The following is a 19,235-nucleotide window of genomic DNA, read 5'->3' as shown; positions in this document are numbered from 1 at the left end:
CTCTCGGTCCTGCTCCGCCATCGTCGGGAGGAGTAGGTTTCATGCCATTCAATGAATATGTCCGCATTGTGGTCCGCTATTGGTGGGCCATCGTGGCGAGTGTTCTCGTCGGCGGGCTGGCCGGATTCGGCTATGGCATGTACTTCACATCCGTCGACTACGTGTCGTCGGCCCGACTCTTCGTCACCGCCGAGGGTGGCACATCGGTGGGTGAGTCCTACCAGAACAATCTCTTCGCCGAGGGGCGAGTCAACTCGTACGCGCAGATCGCGACGAGTGAGCAGGTGGCCACCCGTGCCTCGGAAGCGCTGGAGGGGGCCATCAGCCCCGCTGACCTGCGGTCGAAGACGACGGCGCTGCCCGTCGAGGACACCGTGATCCTGACCATCTCGGTGTCCGGACCGAGTCCGCAACGAGCGCAGTCCTATGCGGCTGCGGTCGCCCAGCAGACCGTCGAGGTCGTGCAGGAACTCGAGACGTCACGACGCGGCGGGACATCGGCGGCATCGGCAGTGCTCTACGACGAGCCCGGGCTCCCGTCGACGGCGGGCCGGCCGTGGATGTCGTGGACCGCGATCGGCGCAGGCGCCGGACTCATCGTCGGCGTCGTGATCGCGCTGCTGCTCGGTTGGCGGCGTCGCGGAACCGTCGTCGACGAGGTGACCGCCGTCGACTCGACCCACCATCCGGTGCTCGCGGTGCTGTCGCCGCAGACGATCCCGATCGAGACGCTCGGCACCGACGATTCCGCCGACCGGGACGCGGACGCCCTTCGCGGACTGCACAATCTGATCCGCTTCCTCGGCGGGCGGCGTGACGAACAAGCCCGCGCACCGCGGGTCGTCGGCTTCACCGGCGTCGGATCGGATGCGGGTGCCGGCGACGTCGCGGCACGCTTCGCCGCGACCGTGGCCGCGACGGGGAACACCGTTCTCCTCGTCGACGGCGATCTGTCCGGCGGCGGGATCACCGCCGGAACAGAACTGTCCGCGGATCACGGGCTGTCCACCGTGCTCAGCAGCAGCACCGGCAGCGTCGACCCGTACGTCGGACAAGGTGGGTTGACGATTCTCCCCGCTGGACCCGTCCCTCCGGAATCCGGTGCGCTCGTGAGCAGTCCGGTCCTGGGAACCGTGCTCGACGACCTGCGTGAGCGTTTCGACTACATCGTGATCGCCTGTCCCCGCATGGGTTCGACCTCCGATTCGATCGTCTACTCGGCCTTGGCCGATGCGATGGTCGTCGTGGTGCGCAGCGGGTCCGCAACCCGAAAAGCCCTGAGCGACAGCGTCGCGGCGATCGAACTCGTCGGAGCGGTGATCGGTACGGTACTCGTCAGCGGCAAGGCGGGGCAGGTGAAGGCGCAGGATGTGGCCGACTCCGCTGAGCCCGCCGCTGAAAGCGTTGATGCCGAAATTGTCGATTTCGAACCCGGTTCGGAGAGTGTGACCGAGACGATCCGCACCACGATCGATCATGCCTCACGTAACGGCTCCGGCTCGGCTGCCGCCGCCGGGGTCCCGTCGGACGGGCGGGGTCGTTGACGCGGGCGTCGACCCGGAGGCGGTTCGCCGCCGTCGTCGCCGCGGTGACGACGGCCCTCGTGGTGAGTGCTTGTGGTGCAGCAGGGTTCACGGATGATCCGTCCCTGAACTCGGCGATCCCGCTCGCCATCCAGCCGCCGCCGGATCTGGTCACTCCCTATCCGGAACCGATTGTCCGGGGCGCCGCGGACACCGGACGACCCGGCGCGGTAGTCGCGGTCGCCGACCCACCACGCGGCCCGATCCCGGTGATCACCGAACTCGGTGCGATCGTCAAACGAGTCGAGTACCGGTCGACGTCGGGACTGGACCGGTCGCCGACGGTCGTGTCGGGGATCGTCGTCACCCCGAAAGGCGAACCGCCGCCGGGCGGTTGGACGACGATCGCCTTCGGCCACGGTACCACCGGTGTCCTCGACGACTGCGGTCCTTCGGAACACGTCAACCTCATCGGCAGTGACGAGATCATCGCGGCTCTGGTGCTGAACGGTTTCGCCGTCGCGATGAGCGACTACGAGGGCCTCGGCATGCGGGACGTCGACCATCCGTTCCTCGACGCTCGCACCTATGGCTACAACATGATCGATGCGGTACGTGCCGCCCGCGGAGTCTTCCCGGGGCTGGGCAGGAAATGGATCTCCTACGGCGTCTCCCTGGGCGGGATGGCGTCCTGGGCGGCGGGTGAGCTCGCGCCGACATACGGCGGTGGTCTCGACCTCCTGGGCACCGTCGCACTGGTGCCCGTGTCGGACATGACCGGCCTGGTCGAACGCGCCGAGAAGGGCACGCTCACCGCCGATCAGGTCCCGATGATGGCCTACCTGATCGATTCACTCGCACGCGTGCTGCCCGACGAGTTCGACCGCGACGACTACCGCTCGGAGTTCCTGCGGAAGAACTGGTCCGAGGTACTCCGCTGCATCCCGATCGACGTCCAGCAGACCCAGCGGGTGCTGAATTCCATCGGTGTCGAGGATGTCGCACCGCACACCCCGGAGGCGGCGGCACGACTCCGCGACCACCTCGCCGCCACATCGCTCCCGGTGGGCCGGGCCACCGCGCCGATGCTCATCATGTACGGCACCGAGGACCCACTCATCGCCGCGCCGTGGACCGAACGGGCGATCCGCCGGTCCTGCGCCGCCGGGTCGCCCATCCAGGCCATGCGCCGGATCGGGGAGACCCACGCCCAGCTCGACTCCGGACAATCGGTGGCCTGGATGAAGTCCCTGGAGTCCGGGTGGAAGCCGCCGCAGAACTGCGGGGCCCGCCCATGAGGTCACCGTCGACCCGCCGACCGGCGGACTACCTTGCGATGGTGCGCCGCAACCTCGTCGTGCTCGTGGCGTCGGCGATCGCGGCCGCCGCCGTCGGCGTCGGTGCGTACACGCTGATGCCGAAAACCTTTGAGGCGCACTCGAGCGCACTGATCATCGCGCCGGGGCCGGCCAGCGTCGGTGCCGAACGCGCCAGCGACCTCGCCGGTCAGCTGCGGTCGGCGTCGTATGTGCAGCTCGCGGTGTCCGATCAGGTGCTGGCACGGGTGGCCCGGGCGGATGCCGCCGGGGTCCTCGGCGACGCCGTCACACCGGAGGATCTCCGCGCGCGGCTGACCGTCACCTCACCCCTCGACAGCGCCGTGCTCGACGTCGTGGCCACGGGTCCGACGGGGGAGTCCGCCGCACACCTCGCCGGTGCGGTGGTCGACGTCCTGCGGGTGCTGGTGACCGAACTCGAGTGGAGCGACGGCCCGGTCGCGGGTCCGTTGCACGAGATCGACGTGATCGACGTCGCCTCGGTGCCGGATTCACCTGTGCTGCCCGAGTTCTGGGGCACGATCACGACCGCTGTGCTACTCGGCCTGCTGGCGGGCCTGGTGCTCGTGATCGGCGTGGAGGTCGCGCGTGACCGGGTCGTGGATCCGCGGAGGCGCGGGTCCCGCGGACGCCAGACGCCACACATCGGGGTGCGCCTCTCGTGGGCGCGATCGGAGGGGGAGCGTGATGGGGAGACGATCGACCGGGCGCATCAGGATGACGTCGGTGCTGCTGGCCGCGGTGATCGCGGTCGCCGGCTGTTCATCCGACGCCGACGAACAAGCCACTCCGACGACCGGTGCGGGAGGCGTCGAGTATCGCGTCGACACCGACGGAGCCGGACCCGGCGCGTTGCGGGCAGCCGAGACGATGCCGTTGCTCGACCGCCGGGTGCGGGCCAATTCGCAACTGGCGCTGCGTGTCAAGTACGTGTCGACCGACGGCCGGACCGGCGAGGAGACCGAGACGTGGGGAGCGTTCTTCGCGCCCAAGGGTCCGGCGCCGGAAGGCGGACGGCCGGTCATCGTCCTGCCGCACGGCACGAGCGGTGTACTCGGCGAATGCGGTGTCACACTCAAGTCCGATCTGGGTGACCTGGCGGTCACCGCCGCGAGCTGGCTACAGCTGGGCTACGTCGTCGTCGTTCCGGATTACCAGGGCCTCGGCGATCCGGATGAGCAGCGTCCGACCCATCCGTACCTCGATGCGCGCACCTCCGGCCGCAACGTGATCGATGCGGTCCGGGCGGCCCGATATCTCGTGCCGGAGACCGGGACCCGGTGGGGAGCCCTGGGTGGCTCACAGGGCGGGCAGGCGGCGTGGGCCGCCAACGCGCTGGCCGAGACGTACGGCAGCGAACTCGATCTCGTGGGTGTCGCCGCGCTGTCGCCGGCCGCCGACGTCTCCGGGCTCGCCGACCTCGCGGCCTCCGGCACCATGACCGTCGAACAGTACGGGCTGTACAACTGGCTGCTGCTGGCACTGAACGCCGAGAACCCGGAGCTGGACCTGCGCCGGTTCGTCGGGCCCGAGGTCCTCGCGTCCTGGGATGAGTTGTCGCAGTGTTCGGCGTCCCGTGGGGCACAGCGAGCCGAGGTGCTCGAGTCGCTGAGCGCCGACGAACTCCGACCGACATCGCCCGAGGCCGTGACCGAGCTGCGGGAACTGTTGCGCGAACGCGCTGTTCCCGACCTGCCCGCAGCGGCGCCGACCATCGTGATCTACGGCGGCAAGGACGAGCTGGTCCGGTCCGGGTGGACCGCGGCGGCGGTGCGGCGCGGCTGCGCCCGTGGCGATGTCGTCCACACCCAGTTCCAACCGGCGGCCGACCACGGCGGGATCGACGGCCGCCAGGTGGTGGGCTGGCTGACCGCCCGATTCGACGACGAACCGAGCTACAACCGATGCGCAGAGATCGAGAGAGCCGGATGACCGAGAACCTGGAACGGCGGGGAGTCCCCGCCGTCGATGTCCCCGCACCCGAGAAGACACCGACCGTCGGTCGTATCCGCGGACTCGACGGTCCACGCGGCATCGCGTGCTGGGCGGTGCTGATCGTCCATGTCGCCGTGCAGAATTCGCCGGACACGATGGCGAGTTGTGGCCTCCAGCTGTTCGGGCAGGCACTGATCTTCTTCTTCGCGTTGTCGGGCTTCCTGCTGTACCTGCCGTACGTCAAGGGCCTGGTCCGCGGCCGGGAGACCCCGCCGGACGTCCGTTCGTACGCGACGCATCGTCTGCTGCGGGTGTTCCCCGCGTACCTGCTGATCTTCCTCATCACCAACTACGTTCTCCAGGCTTGTTTCGTGGTGAACGAGTTCGTCGCGAGTGAGGCCGGCAAGGACACCGGGACGGGGATGATCACCGACCCGGGGATGCTCCTGGCCAACCTGACCCTGACGCAGACCTACTTCCCGCAGTACCTCCAGACAGGCATCAGCCCATCGTGGTCGCTGACACTGGAATTCGGCTTCTACCTGTCGTTGCCGCTGTTCGGGATGGCCATGTGGTGGCTGCGGCGGCGGTTCGGAACGCATGCCGCGATCCTCGTGGTGACACCACCGGTGATCCTGATCGTGGTCGGGACGATCGGCAAGATGGTCGCGGGCCGGGTCGCCGAGGCCCAGGGCATCACCGCGGTGACCGAGCAGAACTGGGGACCCAACGCCGTCGCCGTGATCCTGCGGAGTTTCTTCGCAGCCGCCGACAACTTCGCGTTCGGCATGCTCGCCGTCGCGGCGTTCGTCGCGGTCGGCACCGGCCACATCTCGGTGCGGGGCGCCCGGCGTCTGCGTATCGCATCGGCGGTGGCGCTCGTACCGTCGTTGCTGATCATGCTGGTGCTGATCGCGGCCGGCTCGTCGTATCAGTCGACCTTCACGGCGCTGTCGTCTGCGCTGTTCATCCTGATCATCGTGCTGCCGCTGGCCGCAGGCCAGGAGGGCAGGCTGGCCACCGTCCTGGACTGGAAGCCGCTCGACTACAGCGGACGGATCTCGCTGAGCATCTACCTCTGGCATTTCCCGCTGATGATCGTGATCGGCAGACTCGGACTGCTGCAGGGTGATTCGGTGACGGGTCTCATCGTCAACGTCCTGCTCGTCGGCGCGGTCAGCCTCGTGTTCGCGAGCATCACCTATCGATACATCGAGCAGCCCGCGATGGTGGTGGCCAGGAGGATGCGCCGGCGATGATCGGCTTCGTCCGCCGGCATCCCCTCCTCGTCGCGATACCGCTCGCGCTGGTGACGCACACGGTCATGCTGGTCGTGGTGATCTCGGGTGTCCGTCTCGTCGACGTGGTCCGGGACCCCGCGGACGGACCGGTGCCGTTCGCGATCGTCGAGGGCCCCGGGAAGGTGGTGTCGGCCGAATACACCGACTCGCTGCCGATCTCGGCACGTCTCGACGACGTCCGCGCGATCCGGGTGACGTACTGGTCCACGGATGCGAACTCGGGAGAACCCACCGTCGTCAGTGGACTGGTGGTCACCGGTCCGGAACCCGACGCCGGTCGGACGCGGCCGGTCGTGGCGTTCGCGCACGGCACCACCGGCATCGACGAACCGTGCGCACCCTCCGTCGCCGCCGGGATGTACGGTCTCGGCGAACTCGCACACGGGCTCGTCAAGGCGGGTTTCGTGGTGGCACTGCCCGATTACCAGGGCCTCGGCAGTCCGGGAGTGCACCCGTATCTCGACGCCCGGACCGCGGGTATGAACGTGATCGATTCCGTGCGGGCGCTGCGGGCGGTGTTGCCCTACGCCTCCGAGAAGTGGGTCGCCTACGGCGGATCCCAGGGTGGCGGAGCCGTTCTGGCCGCCGCGATGGCGGCACCCGAGTACGGCCGAGGTCTGGCGATGCTCGGTGCGGCCGCGATGGTCCCGGCCGCGGACATCGCCGGTGTGGTCGAGAAGTCCCGGGACGGCACGATCACCGGTGACCAGCAGCTCATGCTGCAGTGGATCGTCGAGGCGTGGTCTCGTCGCGACCCGGCGGTGCGGCTCGACGACTACCGGCGAGGGGCGGCGGTGGCGGCGTGGGATACGTTGTCCGCCTGTACGGGACCGGCAGTCGCGGGCCGGGCGCAGGCGGCCGAGTCGCTGGCGCCGCGCGACATCGGTCCCGGCACGCCGGAGTCCGCGTACAGGTTGTCGGAGATCCTCGCCGGATATGCCGTACCGGTGGCCCCGACACCGGTGCCGATGTACGTCCTCTACGGCGGCCGGGACACGTTCATCGACGCGGAATGGACCGCGGCGTTCGTCGAACGGGCCTGTGAGGTCGGTGATTCGGTGACCGTCGACTACCAAGAGGACCGCGGGCACCCAGATGTGGACGCGGCCGCACTGCTGCCGTGGATCTCGGCCCGCTTCGCCGGGGAACCGGCAGCGTCGACCTGCTCGGAGAGGTGAACGTCATGCACGAACCCACGACGGGTCAGAAGATCTCGGAGTCCGACCTGCGAATCCACGGGGACGCACCGGCCAGGGCCCAGCGGATCATCCGCGCGAAGGACATGGTGAAACGACTACTCGCCGCGGGAACCGTGGTCGAACCGGCCGATCGCTACTCGGTCGTCGCGGTTCTCGGGCAGTCGAATGCGCATGGTGCCGGAATGTCCGGGGTCGGTGCACTTCCCGTCCAGCCGGATCGGCGGGTCCACCAGTGGCCGGGATGCGGCCGGCGGCGCGGACGGATACTGCAGGCCGAGGACCCATTGCTCCACGAGATCCCCGGTGCCGGGGCCGGATTCGCGACGACGTTCGGTTCCCTGCTGGCCGACCACACCGGTGAGGCAGTGCTGCTGGTCCCGTCGGCTCGCGGCGACACGTCGTTCCATCAGAAGAACGGCTACAGCTGGGATCCGGCGAACCGCACTGCGCGCGTCAATCTGTACGACCTCGCCGTACGGCAGATCGGCAATGCCCTCGCGGCCGCCGGCAGCGGTTCCCGGCTCGCCGCGATCCTGTGGCACCAGGGCGAGAGCGACGTCCCGCTGACGCCGCCCGACGTCTACCGGGATCGCCTGGACGCGCTGATCATCGGTCTCCGAGACAATTTCGGCGAGGTACCGTTCATCCTCGGCCAGATGGTGCCCGAGGAGATCGCGACCGGACACCCGAAGTATCCGGACATCGCCGCGGTGCACGCCACCACACCCGACCGGCACTCGGCGTGCGCACACGTGCCGGGACCGGACGGCATGCACAACCCGGGGGAGACGATCCACTACAACTCCGCCGGGCAGCGCGAGCTCGGACGCGCGATGTTCGAGGCCTATCGGGATCTCGCCGGCCCTTCCCACAGCGAGTGATCGCCACTTCGGTCTCGGAATCGCTTGGTGGAGCGCGCGATTCCGGTCCGAAGTGGCGATCCTGCCGGGATGCGGGGGTGCCCGGGGCTCAGTAGGCGCCGTCCTTCGCAACCACAGCTCGGGCGGTGCGCCACAGGATCGTCAGATCCTGCATGATGGTCCAGTTCTCGACGTAGGACAGGTCCAGCCGGACCGACTCCTCCCAGGAGAGGTCGGATCGTCCGGAGACCTGCCACAGCCCGGTCATGCCGGGTTTGACGAGCATCCGCCGTGCGACCCGGCCGTCGTACTTCTCCACCTCCTCGGGCAGCGGCGGGCGCGGCCCGACCAGACTCATCTGCCCGGTCAGGACGTTGAAGAGCTGGGGGAGCTCGTCGAGGCTGTAGGCGCGGATCACCTTGCCGACCCGGGTGACCCGCGGATCGTCGTGAACCTTGAACAGCAGGCCGGCGCCGTCGTCGCGGTCGCCGAGACCGCCGCGCATCCGGTCTGCGCCGATGACCATGGACCGGAACTTCCACATGCGGAAGTTCTTGTTCCCCAGTCCGACCCGGTCGGCGCGGTAGAAGACCGGGAAGCCGGAGTCGACGACCACCGCGACGCCGACGATCAGGAAGACGGGGGACAGTGCGAGAAGGAGAAGCGCTGCACCGCAGCGATCGAGAGCGGCCTTGCGGAATCGGGTCGCCGCCTCGTAGCGCGGGTGATCGATGTGCAGCAGTGGCAAACCGGCCACCGGCCGCAGCATCATCCGTGGGCCGGTGACGTCTGTGACGCCGGGCGCGACGACCATGTCGACGTCGAGTCCGTGCAGGTTCCAGGACAGGTCCTGCATCGCCTGGTGCCCGAGGGCATCGGCCGAGGTGACGGCCACCGTGGTCGCACCCGACGCCCCGACGGCGGCGAGGACGTCGTCGAAATCTCCGAGGACCGGGACCGCCGCGCCGTCGACGTCGATCTCCGCGTGGGTGCCACGATGCCCGGGCGGCAGGCAGGCGCCGACGACCTGGTACCCGAGCGGGGCCGCGGCCGCCAGGCGCCGAACGGTCGGCCGGACCGACTCGACACCGCCGACCATCAGCACCGACTCACGATGCCTGCCGGAGATTCTCGCCCGTGCGAGGAGCCGCCGGAATACGTTCCGGCCCAGCAACAAGGTGATGGTCCCCATCGGGAGGGCGAGCGCCAGGTACCCCCGCGCGATGTTCAGTCCGCCGAGGAGGTCGACGATGGCCAGTCCGCCGAAGACCGCGAAGCATGCGGTGACGACCCGGCTGTACTCCTGGGGGCCGGAGCCGAAGATCCGCCGGTCGTAGGTCTGGAAGGCGGCGAGGGCGGCCATCCAGACGACGATCAGTGCCGCGGACACGAGAATCGACGGGATGTGGACCGCGGCGGCCGAATGGAGAGAACCGCTGGGGCCGAACCGGAGCCGCTGGGCCAGGGCCACCGAGGCGACCACGACGACCAGATCGGTGCACCAGAGAGCTCTGGTGTACCGCGGAACCCATGATCGCGATCGTGATTGCCTACGGCGCAAGGCGATCAGGCGTCGTGATCCGCCCGGGAACCCCGACCCCGAATCCGCCGGGATCGTGTCGCGAGCCGAGGTCATGCGATTGCCGCCCGCCGGGATTCGTCCGCGCCCACAAGAGCGAGGTCGTGCCGGACCATTGCCTCGACCACTTCCGCGAACCTGGTCGTCGGCCGCCAGCCGAACTCGTCGCCGATCTTGCGGGGATCACCCACGAGGTCGACGCCATCCGCCGGACGCACGAAGGACGGATCGGTGGTCACGAGGTGTTCCCACGACGAGATACCGGCCACCTCGAAAGCGGTCGCGACAAACTCTCCGACGCTGTGGGATTCGCCGGTCGCGATCACGTAGTCGTCGTTCGCCCGGTTCTCGGCGAGGGTGATCATGGCGGACACGTGGTCCCCTGCCCACCCCCAGTCGCGACGCGCGTCGAGGTTGCCCAACACAAGTGGTTCGGTGCTCCCGGCCGCGATCGCGGCCACGCCGGCGGTGATCTTCCGGGTGACGAAACGGGTGGAGCGCAAGGGGGATTCGTGCGGGTAGAGGATGGCGTTGGCCACCTCCAGTCCTTTCGATCTCGCAACCCCGGCCATGGTGTGGCCGTACGCCTTCGCCGCCCCGTAGGGCGACGCCGGGGCGATCGGCGTGGTCTCGTCCTGGGGGGTGGTCGTCGAACCGGCGAAGATCTCGGCGCTGGAGGCGTTCACGACGTGGACGCGCTGGCCCAGGTCGTCGAGCGCCGACGCCGCCTCGAGTATCGCGACGGTCGACATCGCGGTCACCCGGGCGGTGGTCAGCGGATCATGCCAGCTCTCCGACACCGAGGACACGGCGCCGAGGTGGAAGATGTGATCGGGGGCGTGGTCGGTGATCACGCGGCGCGTCGATTCCGGGTCGGCGAGGTCGACCGGGCTCATCACCACGTTGCCACCGGACGCACGACCCACCGCGCGGCCGGGTCGTACCAAGGCGATGACATCCCAACCCCTCGTGACCAATTCCTCGATCAGCAGGTGCCCGTCCTGCCCGTTCGCGCCGGTGACAAGGGCACGTGGCGGGGTCATGCGACCTTGCCGGCCAGCTTCTTCGATTCGATGTCGAGATCTGCCTCGACCATCATCGTGATCAGCTCGGTGAAGCCGACCGCGGGCTTCCAGCCGAGGAGTTCACGGGCCTTGGTGCTGTCGCCGATGAGGAGATCGACCTCGGCGGGGCGGAAGAAGCGGGGGTCGATGCGGACGAGATGCTCCCAGTCGTCGATGCCCACGACCTTGAACGCGACGTCGAGCAACTCACGGATGGAGTGTGTCTCGCCGGTGGAGATGACGTAGTCGTCGGCGATGTCCTGCTGCAGCATCATCCACATGGCGCGGACGTAGTCGCCGGCAAAGCCCCAGTCGCGCTGTGCATCCAGGTTTCCCAGTGCGATCGAGTCGTCGGTGCCGAGTGCGATGCGGGCGACGGCCTGGGTGACCTTGCGGGTCACGAACTCCGGGCCCCGACGCGGCGACTCGTGGTTGAACAGGATTCCGGAGCTGGCGTGCATGCCGTAGGACTCGCGGTAGTTGATGGTCATGTAGTGGCCGAAGACCTTGCTCACACCGTACGGCGAACGCGGCCACAGCAGCGTCGACTCGCGCTGGGGTACCTCCTGCACCTTGCCGAACATCTCGGAGCTCGACGCCTGGTAGTACCGGATGTCCCTGCCGGTCGTATCCTGGTGCAGACGAACCGCTTCGAGCATGTTCAGTACGCCCGTACCGGTCACGTCGCTCGTCAGTCGGGCGTTCTGCCACGAGTAGGCGACGAACGAGACGGCACCGAGGTTGTAGACCTCATCCGGATTCGCATAGGTCATGGCCCGCATCAGGCTCGACAGATCGAGCAGATTCCCGCTGACGATGTCGACGTACGGATGCGACTCGGCGAGGCGCGCGGCCTTCGGGTTGTTCTGTCCCCGAACGAGTCCCACGACCCGGTAACCCTTCGAATGCAGGAGTTCGGCGAGGTAGAGGCCGTCCTGTCCGGTGATACCGGTGATCAATGCAGATTTCATCGACAATTCTCCCAGCGCGAGGCGAACGACATCCGTGTCGTTTCACCGACTTTCGAACACGCACTGATTCCCCGACCAGATGCATGTAAAGCTGCGAGCACAGCCTCGTCCGGATCCCGCCACCCATGTGGGTCCCCGAACTTGGCGGTACTCTCTGCGCCATGAGAATACGATCACCCCGGCATTTCCGCCTATCGAGAACCCATTTACTCTCTGCCTTTGTGGTGAGCATCTCTCTGGTGCTCGGACTCGCGATCGGTGGAAGTGTCGCCGGATCCGCGAGCTCCGCCCCTTCCTCCCCGGGCTGGTTGGGTTCCGGAAGCGCGGCCGGCCCCACCGAGGCGGCGGTCCCCGTCACCACGGCCGGGTTCGGCTTCGCCGGCGGCTCAGGACTGTTGTGGCTCAACGATGCCGACCTCGGCCGCGAACTCGACGCGGTGAAGCGGACCAAGGCGACCTGGCTGCGGGTCACGGTCGACTGGAACTCGATCGAGGCGGCCAAGAACTCCTACAACTGGTCCACACCGGACCGGATCATCAATGCGGCGCGTGCCCGCGGGCTCAAGGTCCTCGCGAATGTGGTGTCGTCGCCGCCCTGGTCCCGGCCGGCCGGAACCTTCTTCACCGCCCCGCCGACGAACAATTCCGACCTGAGCGCCTTCTTGAAGAAATTCATCGCGCGGTACGGAAGCAAGGTCACGAACTACCAGATCTGGAATGAGCCGAATCTGCCCATCTTCTTCGGGTGGACGGTCGACGCCGCCCGGTACACCTCCCTCCTGAAGGCCGCCTACAGCACTATCAAGTCGGCGCAGTGGGGTTCGACCGTCATCGCTGCAGGTCTGGCGCGTTCCGGCGGCTGGAACTCGCCGCCGAACTTCGTCACCGCCATGTACAACGCCGGCGCCAAGGGCAGCTTCGACGCGCTCGCGATGCACCCGTACGTCTTCCCCGGCGGCCTGTACGCCAACCCGGAGAACGCCGTCACCGACATCCCGGCGGTGCGCAACCTGATGATCGCGCGCGGGGACGGCGCGAAGAAGATCTGGTTCACCGAACTCGGCGCTCCCACCGGCACGGCGGCCGACGCGGTCTCGGAATGGGAACAGGCCAAACAGATCACCGATGTGATGGGCTTCGCCGTCTCGGCGGGATTCGTCGGCCCGACGTTCATCTACAGCATCCGGGACACCGGTACCAATCTGGCCGATCGCGAACAGAATTTCGGTGCCATCTACAAACACGACTGGACTCCGAAGTACGCGGCAAGCGTCCTGGGAGCGGTCTGACACCGCCACTGTCCGTGGCACATTCTCACGCCCGTTCCGCGTCGGCGAGCTCACATATCGCGAGCACGCCGCGCGGAGCGGGCGTTTCCACATTACGATCTCCTTTCGAGCGGACATCGGGGTCCGCGCGAGTGCGTGCACTCGTCATTCACGAGAATTCTTCTCGAAATTCGTCGGGGGAGAAGTGGTTCTTTGGTGCACATGATGGATGCTGGGCTCGTCGTGGAGAAGATGCCGAGAGTGGCGATCGCCCACGACTATCTGACCCAGCGGGGCGGGGCGGAGAAGGTCGTCCTGTCCCTCAGCAGGGCGTTTCCGGACGCCCCTATCTACACGCTCTTGTACGAGCCGGATCAGACCTATGAGGAGTTCCGGGACAAGACGATCATCACCTCACCGGTGAATCGTGTTGCGGCACTGCGTACCGACCACCGGTCGGCCCTGCCGGTACTGCCGTTTGCAGCCTCGCGGATGCGCATCGACGCCGACATCGTGGTGGTGAGTTCGAGCGGCTGGGCGCACGGCTTCGACACCTCCGGGTACAAGCTGGTCTACTGCTACTCGCCGGCGCGCTGGCTCTATCAGACCGATGTCTACCTCGGTGAGTCCTCCAGTACGGTCAAGAAACTCGCGATCCGACTGCTCGGGCCGGCCCTACGCCGCTGGGACCGGGCGGCCGCGCACGAGTGCGACCGCTACCTGGCGATCTCGAGTGCGGTCCGCGACCGCATCGAGGCGACGTACGGCCTCGATTCGACGGTGGTCTCGGCACCGGTGCTCCCGCCCCTCGCGCCGTCCGGGATGGCGGATGCGCCCGCCGGGATTCCGGTACGCCCGTTCCATCTGTGTGTCTCACGCCTGCTGGCGTACAAGAACGTCGACGCGGTGATCGACGCCTTCCGTGGTACGGACGATCATCTGGTGGTCGTGGGTCGCGGGCCCGAGGCGGAGCGGTTGCGCGCAACCAAGCCCGAGAACGTGACCATGCTGAGCGACCTCACCGATGCCGAGATGGGCTGGTTGTACGACAACTGTACCGCAGTGGTCGCGGCCAGCTACGAGGACTACGGACTGACCCCACTGGAGGGCGGCATGCGGGGCAAACCGTGCGCCGTACTGCGCTGGGGTGGTTTCCTCGACACCATCGCCGAAGGCGTCAACGGAGTGTTCTTCGACGCACCCGACCCGAGGAGCATCCGGGCCGCCGTCGCCGAGATCGCCACGCGCGAATGGGATGCCGAACAGATCAAGGCGCACGTCGCCCGCTTCGGCGAGGAGACATTCATCAAGGAGATCAAGAACCTCGTGTCCGAGGCAGTGGTCGCGAGAGGAGCGGAGCGAACGTGAGTACCGAAATGACGACACCGCCGGCGGCGGGACCAGCCGGACCGACGGTTCCGCAGCGCGCGGATTTCCACCCCCGGTACACCTTCACCGAGATCTCGACGATCGCCAAGGCGAAGAACCGTGTCGGAATCCTGCTGTACAACAACATCATCACCTACATCCCGTCTCATACCGTCCGGCAGGGATTCCTCCGCGCGTTCGGCGCGAAGATCGGTAAGGACACCTCGATCCTGCGCGGCTGTCAGGTCTTCGACATCGATCAGATCCGGATCGGCGAGGCGTGCTCCATCGGGTTCCGCGTCCTGTTCGACGCACGATCGGGCATCTGCATCGGTGACAACGTGGTGATCGCGAGTGACACCCAGATCATCGCCGGAAAGCACGACCCGGCGAGTCCGGAGTTCGAGGCGATTCTCGAGCCGGTGTACATCGGTGACCACGCGTGGATCGCCAGCCGCGCCACCGTCGTGAGCGGAGTGAGCATCGGACGGGGTGCCGTGGTCGCCGCGTGCGCGCTCGTCAGCAGGGACGTCGACGATCTCGACATCGTCGGCGGTGTGCCGGCCAAGACGATCTCCAAGCGACCCGAGTCGGCGTTGCGTTACCGGCCGAAGTACCGGCCGCTCTTCTACTGATGGCCGGACAGATGGCAGCAGGGCCGGTCGGGAAGCCGGGGGCGACGGACCTGGACGGGGTTCGTCTGATCTACGTCGCCGCCGAGAGGGCTGCCGGCGGAGTCGGCGCCTATTCGGAGGTGTTCGCGGGCATGCTGCGCCCTCGTGTCGCGGACTTCCACGAGGTCCGGCACCCGCGGCCGGGAACCGACACGGTTGCCGAACTGCGCGCTCGGCGGCGGGCGATCATCGAGCTCATCGACACCGCGGACGGCCGTCCGGTCGTCGTGCACGGTGAGTTCTCCGGCGGCTCGGTCGAATCCTTCTGGCCCACGGCCGGACTCGAACGTCGCCGACGTGATGTCCTGGTGAGTGCGACCGTCCACGATCCGCCCGGGCTCGTCTGGTGGCCGGGGCGCGTCGCGTTCCTCGAGCAGCGCAAGCTGCTCAACCACGCCGTGCATTTCCCGCTCCGGACGCTCTCCCGTGCGGTCGAGCGGAGGGTGGCCGGATCTCGCACGCTCTTCGCCATGAGCGATGCCGGGGTCCGATCGCTGCTCCGTGCCTATCCGGACACGACGGTGCGGCATGCCCACATGCCGGTGTGGAGCCGCGGTGAGGTGGTGTCCGCCCCGGACCGGCCGAAAGCGGTCGGACTGTTCGGACTGGTCTACCGCGGAAAGGGTTTCGAGCACGTCGAACGACTCCGGGGTCTGCTTCCCGACGACATCGTCATCCGGATCGCCGGCCGCGGGACCGAAGCGTTGCCCGCCATCGACGGTGTGGAGATCCTGGGCGGCGTCGACGACGCGGACCTTCCCGCCTATTTCTCCTCCATCCGGGCACTCATCGTGCCCTACGGTGCGCGCAGTCCCTACGGCGAGGCGTTCCCCGGTTCGAGTGTCGTCACCGACGCGATCGCACATCTCACCCCGGTCGTGTGCACCGGTCATGGTGCGCTCGGTGAGCTCCGGGCCGAAGGCGGCGTTCGCGTCGTCGACGACGACGGACGCACCGAAGACGAGACGGTGGGTGAGTTGGCGAAGGCCGCCGCGGATCTCGTCGAATCCCGAGACCGCCTGTCCGAGATGGCCGAGGCGCTGAAGGCGATGCGCGAGGTGCGCGAACCCGACGAGGTCGTCGGCGGTTACCTCGAGACCTGGGCGAGGTCGCTGTGTCGGGCCTGAGCGGCGCGACCGACACCGAGGAGAAGGCGGCCCCGGTCGACGACCGACGCAACCTGGTCAAGGCGCTCGTCGCTGCCGGGTGGACCTACGGCGGACGAGCCGCGGGTCTGGGCTGGACCATCGCCCTCACCTTTCATCTCGGCATCGGCGCCTACGGGCAGTACGCGATGGCCTTCGCGCTCGGCGCGATCATCGCGGCGCCCCTGGACAATCCGTTCGCCGTGCGGGCCATCCGCGAGGCGGAGGATGCGTTCGCGGCGGAGCGGGTGACGCGAATCCTGTTGGGGCTCGGTCTGATGGTCGTGGGTGCGTTGTGTGTGGCTGCGCCGTATCTGGTGTGGTTCGCCCTGATCGTCGCGGGTGGTGAGATCGCGTTCAACGCGGTCAAGAGCCGCGCGCTGCGCGACGGCCACCCCGATCGGGTGATGCGATTCGACACCACGCGGCAGGTCGCGAGCATCGCAATGGCCGTCGGCTACCTGCAGTTCGTACCGTCGGCAGATCTCGAGACGGCGAGTTTCTGTTATCTCGCACCGTATCTCGTCATCGCCGTGTACGCCGCGACGCTTGTCCCGCGTACCCGCCCGGGCGTCCCCGGCTCGGTTCGCCTGATCGCGATCCTGTTCGGGGAGCATCTCGCGAACGCGCTCTACATGCAGGGCGACATCCTGCTGCTGGGAGCGGTGACCGATTCCGATGTGGCGGGGTACTTCGCGATCGCGAGCACGGTCGGCTGGGCGGCCGGCCAGGTCGGGATGTCGCTCGCCGGGACCTACCACGAGCAGTTGCGTGCCGCCGGTGGCGCGGTCACCGCGGGTCCGCCGGTGAAACATGTGGTGATCATGGCGGTCGCGACCTCGGCGCTGGTGATGGTGGCCGGGTTCGTCCTGCTCGCCACCCCGTACTCATCCGAGCTCGCCTGGGCGCTGGTGGTGATCTCGTTGTTCGTCGCACTGCGTGTGATGAACAACGTGCTGACGACGGTGCTCTATGTGCAGCGACGCGATGTGGTACGTAGCGCCGCGGCCGCCGTACTGGTCCCGGTCAAGCTCGGGTTGGTCTGCGCGCTGGCAGTTTTCGGTGCGGTGGGAGCGGCGACCGCGTCGGTGGTCACCGACGCGATCCTGTTCGCGATCTATGTTCGGTCGGTGCGGCCCGAAGGGCTCGTCACCGGAGAAGACGAAACCGCAAGACAGGGGTGAGGCGTATGACGACGGTGACGTTCATGATGGCCAAGGACATCGAACACGACCACGGCGGCGACGTGGCCCTGGCCCGGGTGATCTTCGACATCGCGGCGGAATCGTTCGACCTACGGGCCGTGTGTCTCTCCAACCATCTCGCCACCGGCGACGCTCCGCGGATCTCGGCCGACGGCAGGGTGATCCGGGTGCCGAAGCCGCCTGTGCGACTCCCGGCGCTGATCGGCAACAGCGTGCGGACCCGGCGGAGCGTGTGCCACGTCCGGTTCGACACCGACGACCTGGTCCGCACCCTCGACGACCTCGACGGTGACGTCTTCCTCGCGGAGCACTCGTACATGGCCGAGTCGTACCTGCGCTCGACGCAGGTGGATCGCAGCGAACTGGTGATCAACACGGTCAACTCGGAATCCCTGGTGTGGCGGCTCACGCGCGGAGTGCCGGGGATCCTCGAGGCGAAGCGCATCCTGTCCGATGAACTCCGGGTGGCGCGCAGCGCGTCGGCGATCGGCACCTACGACCTCGAGGAGGCGCAGTTCTACCGGGAGCGCGGGTGCTCGAGTGCCCGCTGGATCGATCTCACCCTGCCGCCCGGGACGCGCGCCGGCGCCGATGCCGATGTACCGCGACTGGTGTTCATGGGAACCCGGGACTGGCCGCCGAATCAGGAGGGCTTCCTGGAGATCCTCCGCCTGTGGCCGCGCATCGCGCAGGGCATCTCGGACGCCGAGCTGTGCATCGTCGGCGCACCCAAACCGGGCGCGACACCGCCGCCGCTGCCCGACGGCGTCCGTGACATCGGCTTCGTGGAGGACCTCGACGCGTTCCTCGGCACCTGCCGTGCGCTCGTCGCCCCCATCCGGACCGGGGGCGGGGTCCGGGTGAAACTCCTCGACGCCGCCGGCCGTGGTCTGCCCGTGGTGGGCACCACCGCCGCCATCGGTTCACTCGAACCGGTCTTCGGGCTGACGGCCTACGACGATCCCGACGAGTTCGTCGAACGTGCGCGCGCGTTTCTGCTCGACGCCGATCTGGCGCGGAAAGAGGGCGCGCGGATTTTCGAGGCGAATGCGGAACGGTGGGAGCAGCGCATTCCCCATCAGGCCGTCGAAACACTTCTGAGTCGGGGGCCGGTTCCGGTCGACCATTGACGTCAGCGGATGGAGTGGTGTCGCTCGAATGGCCGACAGCCGTCTGCCCGATTTTCGCAACAGTTTGCCACGCTTACGAGAAAGTGAATCAAGCGAAATGGTGAATTGTTTTTGCGTGCTCACGTGATTGGCATCTGGTTGATTCGGCGATATCGGGTCGTTTGCCGATTATCCCGGGGTCCCCCCGAGTTGTGAGGCATCAACCCGTCCCATAGGCTCTTGGCTATCCGCGCGGTGATCCAACGGCATTCGCCTACGGCACACTGGTGTGACCGAGGTCATTCCGGCGATTGTATGCTCGGATGATGGCACCGGAGACGGTGATCGGCAAGGACGTTTTGTGTCAGGCGGTTGCTGGAGAAGACGGTGCCGACAGGACCCGGCGTGCCGCTGTGGTCACGGCCGGTTCTGGCGTACAGGTGACAGCGGTCGGACGTGACGAGGACGGCGCATGGTGAGTGGTGAGGCAGGGCGTTGAATTCCACCGTGCTGAATTCCCTCATGCTGGAAGCCGCCGTGCTGAATCCGCTGACGACGAATTCTCCGGCGACGCCGATCTTCTCCAGGGACATGCCCATTCGGGCCATGTCCACCTCGCGATTAGGATTCCTCTTCGAGAATTCCAGATTTGTTGATTCGTTTTCGGGGATACGGGGCCCCCGGATTTCGGTGATGG

The 19,235-nt window shown here is 67.5% G+C and carries 17 protein-coding genes; 12 read left to right on the top strand and 5 right to left on the bottom strand.

Annotation, left to right across the window (positions count from 1 at the left end):
• The first annotated feature begins 41 nt into the window (after positions 1-41).
• Positions 42-1,544 (top strand): tyrosine-protein kinase domain-containing protein, encoded by a 1,503-nt coding sequence (locus tag BLU62_RS18085; RefSeq protein WP_074851170.1) that lies wholly within the window; start codon positions 42-44, stop codon positions 1,542-1,544.
• Complete coding sequence (locus BLU62_RS18080; RefSeq protein WP_074851169.1) at positions 1,541-2,821, top strand: lipase family protein; 1,281 nt, start codon at positions 1,541-1,543, stop codon at positions 2,819-2,821. Before BLU62_RS18085 ends, BLU62_RS18080 begins: the two co-directional genes overlap by 4 nt.
• A gap of 250 nt (positions 2,822-3,071) precedes the next feature.
• Here BLU62_RS18080 and BLU62_RS32900 read toward each other — a convergent pair whose 3' ends face one another.
• Positions 3,072-3,386, bottom strand: a complete 315-nt coding sequence (locus BLU62_RS32900; RefSeq protein ID WP_159441561.1) for a hypothetical protein — start codon at positions 3,384-3,386, stop codon at positions 3,072-3,074.
• 161 nt (positions 3,387-3,547) lie between these two features.
• Here BLU62_RS32900 and BLU62_RS18070 point away from each other — a divergent pair, with 161 nt between their 5' ends.
• The 4 genes from BLU62_RS18070 to BLU62_RS18055 are packed head-to-tail and all read left to right on the top strand — an operon-like array spanning position 3,548 to position 8,176.
• Complete coding sequence (locus BLU62_RS18070; protein ID WP_244278240.1) at positions 3,548-4,792, top strand: alpha/beta fold hydrolase; 1,245 nt, start codon at positions 3,548-3,550, stop codon at positions 4,790-4,792.
• Positions 4,789-6,054: an acyltransferase family protein gene (locus BLU62_RS18065; RefSeq protein ID WP_074851167.1), complete on the top strand. Its 1,266-nt coding sequence runs from the start codon at positions 4,789-4,791 to the stop codon at positions 6,052-6,054. Before BLU62_RS18070 ends, BLU62_RS18065 begins: the two co-directional genes overlap by 4 nt.
• Positions 6,051-7,274 carry a lipase family protein gene (locus tag BLU62_RS18060; RefSeq protein WP_074851166.1) on the top strand — a complete coding sequence of 408 codons (1,224 nt, stop codon included), beginning with the start codon at positions 6,051-6,053 and terminating at the stop codon, positions 7,272-7,274. Before BLU62_RS18065 ends, BLU62_RS18060 begins: the two co-directional genes overlap by 4 nt.
• Positions 7,275-7,279: 5 nt before the next feature.
• On the top strand, positions 7,280-8,176 hold the full coding sequence (locus BLU62_RS18055) for a sialate O-acetylesterase (RefSeq protein WP_074852995.1): 897 nt from the start codon (positions 7,280-7,282) through the stop codon (positions 8,174-8,176).
• Between the two features lie 88 nt (positions 8,177-8,264).
• On the opposite strand, the gene BLU62_RS18050 is transcribed toward BLU62_RS18055, so the two are convergent.
• Genes BLU62_RS18050 through BLU62_RS18040 form a run of 3 tightly spaced genes read right to left on the bottom strand, consistent with a single transcriptional unit; the run spans position 8,265 to position 11,769 of the window.
• Positions 8,265-9,791, bottom strand: coding sequence for a sugar transferase (locus BLU62_RS18050; protein ID WP_074851165.1), 1,527 nt, complete (start codon positions 9,789-9,791; stop codon positions 8,265-8,267).
• Positions 9,788-10,777 carry a GDP-mannose 4,6-dehydratase gene (locus BLU62_RS18045; protein WP_074851164.1) on the bottom strand — a complete coding sequence of 330 codons (990 nt, stop codon included), beginning with the start codon at positions 10,775-10,777 and terminating at the stop codon, positions 9,788-9,790. Before BLU62_RS18045 ends, BLU62_RS18050 begins: the two co-directional genes overlap by 4 nt.
• Positions 10,774-11,769: a GDP-mannose 4,6-dehydratase gene (locus tag BLU62_RS18040; RefSeq protein ID WP_074852994.1), complete on the bottom strand. Its 996-nt coding sequence runs from the start codon at positions 11,767-11,769 to the stop codon at positions 10,774-10,776. Before BLU62_RS18040 ends, BLU62_RS18045 begins: the two co-directional genes overlap by 4 nt.
• A gap of 221 nt (positions 11,770-11,990) precedes the next feature.
• On the opposite strand from BLU62_RS18040, the gene BLU62_RS18035 reads away from it, so the two are divergent.
• From BLU62_RS18035 to BLU62_RS18010, 6 genes are all read left to right on the top strand, one after another.
• A complete protein-coding gene (locus BLU62_RS18035; protein ID WP_208863644.1) occupies positions 11,991-13,058 on the top strand; it encodes a cellulase family glycosylhydrolase in 1,068 nt (355 codons plus the stop codon).
• Between the two features lie 201 nt (positions 13,059-13,259).
• Entirely contained in the window at positions 13,260-14,405 is a 1,146-nt protein-coding gene (locus BLU62_RS18030; protein WP_167544022.1) for a glycosyltransferase, read from the top strand.
• Between the two features lie 8 nt (positions 14,406-14,413).
• On the top strand, positions 14,414-15,040 hold the full coding sequence (locus BLU62_RS18025) for an acyltransferase (RefSeq protein ID WP_074851162.1): 627 nt from the start codon (positions 14,414-14,416) through the stop codon (positions 15,038-15,040).
• 11 nt (positions 15,041-15,051) lie between these two features.
• On the top strand, positions 15,052-16,206 hold the full coding sequence (locus BLU62_RS18020; RefSeq protein ID WP_244278238.1) for a glycosyltransferase: 1,155 nt from the start codon (positions 15,052-15,054) through the stop codon (positions 16,204-16,206).
• Complete coding sequence (locus BLU62_RS18015; RefSeq protein WP_208863643.1) at positions 16,194-17,408, top strand: lipopolysaccharide biosynthesis protein; 1,215 nt, start codon at positions 16,194-16,196, stop codon at positions 17,406-17,408. Before BLU62_RS18020 ends, BLU62_RS18015 begins: the two co-directional genes overlap by 13 nt.
• 5 nt (positions 17,409-17,413) lie before the next feature.
• Entirely contained in the window at positions 17,414-18,559 is a 1,146-nt protein-coding gene (locus tag BLU62_RS18010; protein WP_074851160.1) for a glycosyltransferase, read from the top strand.
• Between the two features lie 278 nt (positions 18,560-18,837).
• On the opposite strand, the gene BLU62_RS18005 is transcribed toward BLU62_RS18010, so the two are convergent.
• Positions 18,838-19,137, bottom strand: coding sequence for a hypothetical protein (locus tag BLU62_RS18005; protein ID WP_074851159.1), 300 nt, complete (start codon positions 19,135-19,137; stop codon positions 18,838-18,840).
• Positions 19,138-19,235 lie beyond the last annotated feature (98 nt).

Source organism: Gordonia westfalica (assembly GCF_900105725.1).
Taxonomy (GTDB): domain Bacteria; phylum Actinomycetota; class Actinomycetes; order Mycobacteriales; family Mycobacteriaceae; genus Gordonia; species Gordonia westfalica.
This window is presented reverse-complemented; position numbering and strand designations above follow the sequence as displayed.

Coding starts and splice junctions, on each gene's coding strand:
- BLU62_RS18085 (WP_074851170.1), top strand. CDS start 42: ATGCCATTCAATGAATATGTCCGCATTGTGGTCCGCTATTGGTGGGCC.
- BLU62_RS18070 (WP_244278240.1), top strand. CDS start 3,548: ATGGGGAGACGATCGACCGGGCGCATCAGGATGACGTCGGTGCTGCTG.
- BLU62_RS18065 (WP_074851167.1), top strand. CDS start 4,789: ATGACCGAGAACCTGGAACGGCGGGGAGTCCCCGCCGTCGATGTCCCC.
- BLU62_RS18060 (WP_074851166.1), top strand. CDS start 6,051: ATGATCGGCTTCGTCCGCCGGCATCCCCTCCTCGTCGCGATACCGCTC.
- BLU62_RS18055 (WP_074852995.1), top strand. CDS start 7,280: ATGCACGAACCCACGACGGGTCAGAAGATCTCGGAGTCCGACCTGCGA.
- BLU62_RS18050 (WP_074851165.1), bottom strand. CDS start 9,791: ATGACCTCGGCTCGCGACACGATCCCGGCGGATTCGGGGTCGGGGTTC.
- BLU62_RS18045 (WP_074851164.1), bottom strand. CDS start 10,777: ATGACCCCGCCACGTGCCCTTGTCACCGGCGCGAACGGGCAGGACGGG.
- BLU62_RS18040 (WP_074852994.1), bottom strand. CDS start 11,769: ATGAAATCTGCATTGATCACCGGTATCACCGGACAGGACGGCCTCTAC.
- BLU62_RS18030 (WP_167544022.1), top strand. CDS start 13,260: ATGATGGATGCTGGGCTCGTCGTGGAGAAGATGCCGAGAGTGGCGATC.
- BLU62_RS18025 (WP_074851162.1), top strand. CDS start 14,414: ATGACGACACCGCCGGCGGCGGGACCAGCCGGACCGACGGTTCCGCAG.
- BLU62_RS18020 (WP_244278238.1), top strand. CDS start 15,052: ATGGCAGCAGGGCCGGTCGGGAAGCCGGGGGCGACGGACCTGGACGGG.
- BLU62_RS18010 (WP_074851160.1), top strand. CDS start 17,414: ATGACGACGGTGACGTTCATGATGGCCAAGGACATCGAACACGACCAC.
- BLU62_RS18005 (WP_074851159.1), bottom strand. CDS start 19,137: ATGGGCATGTCCCTGGAGAAGATCGGCGTCGCCGGAGAATTCGTCGTC.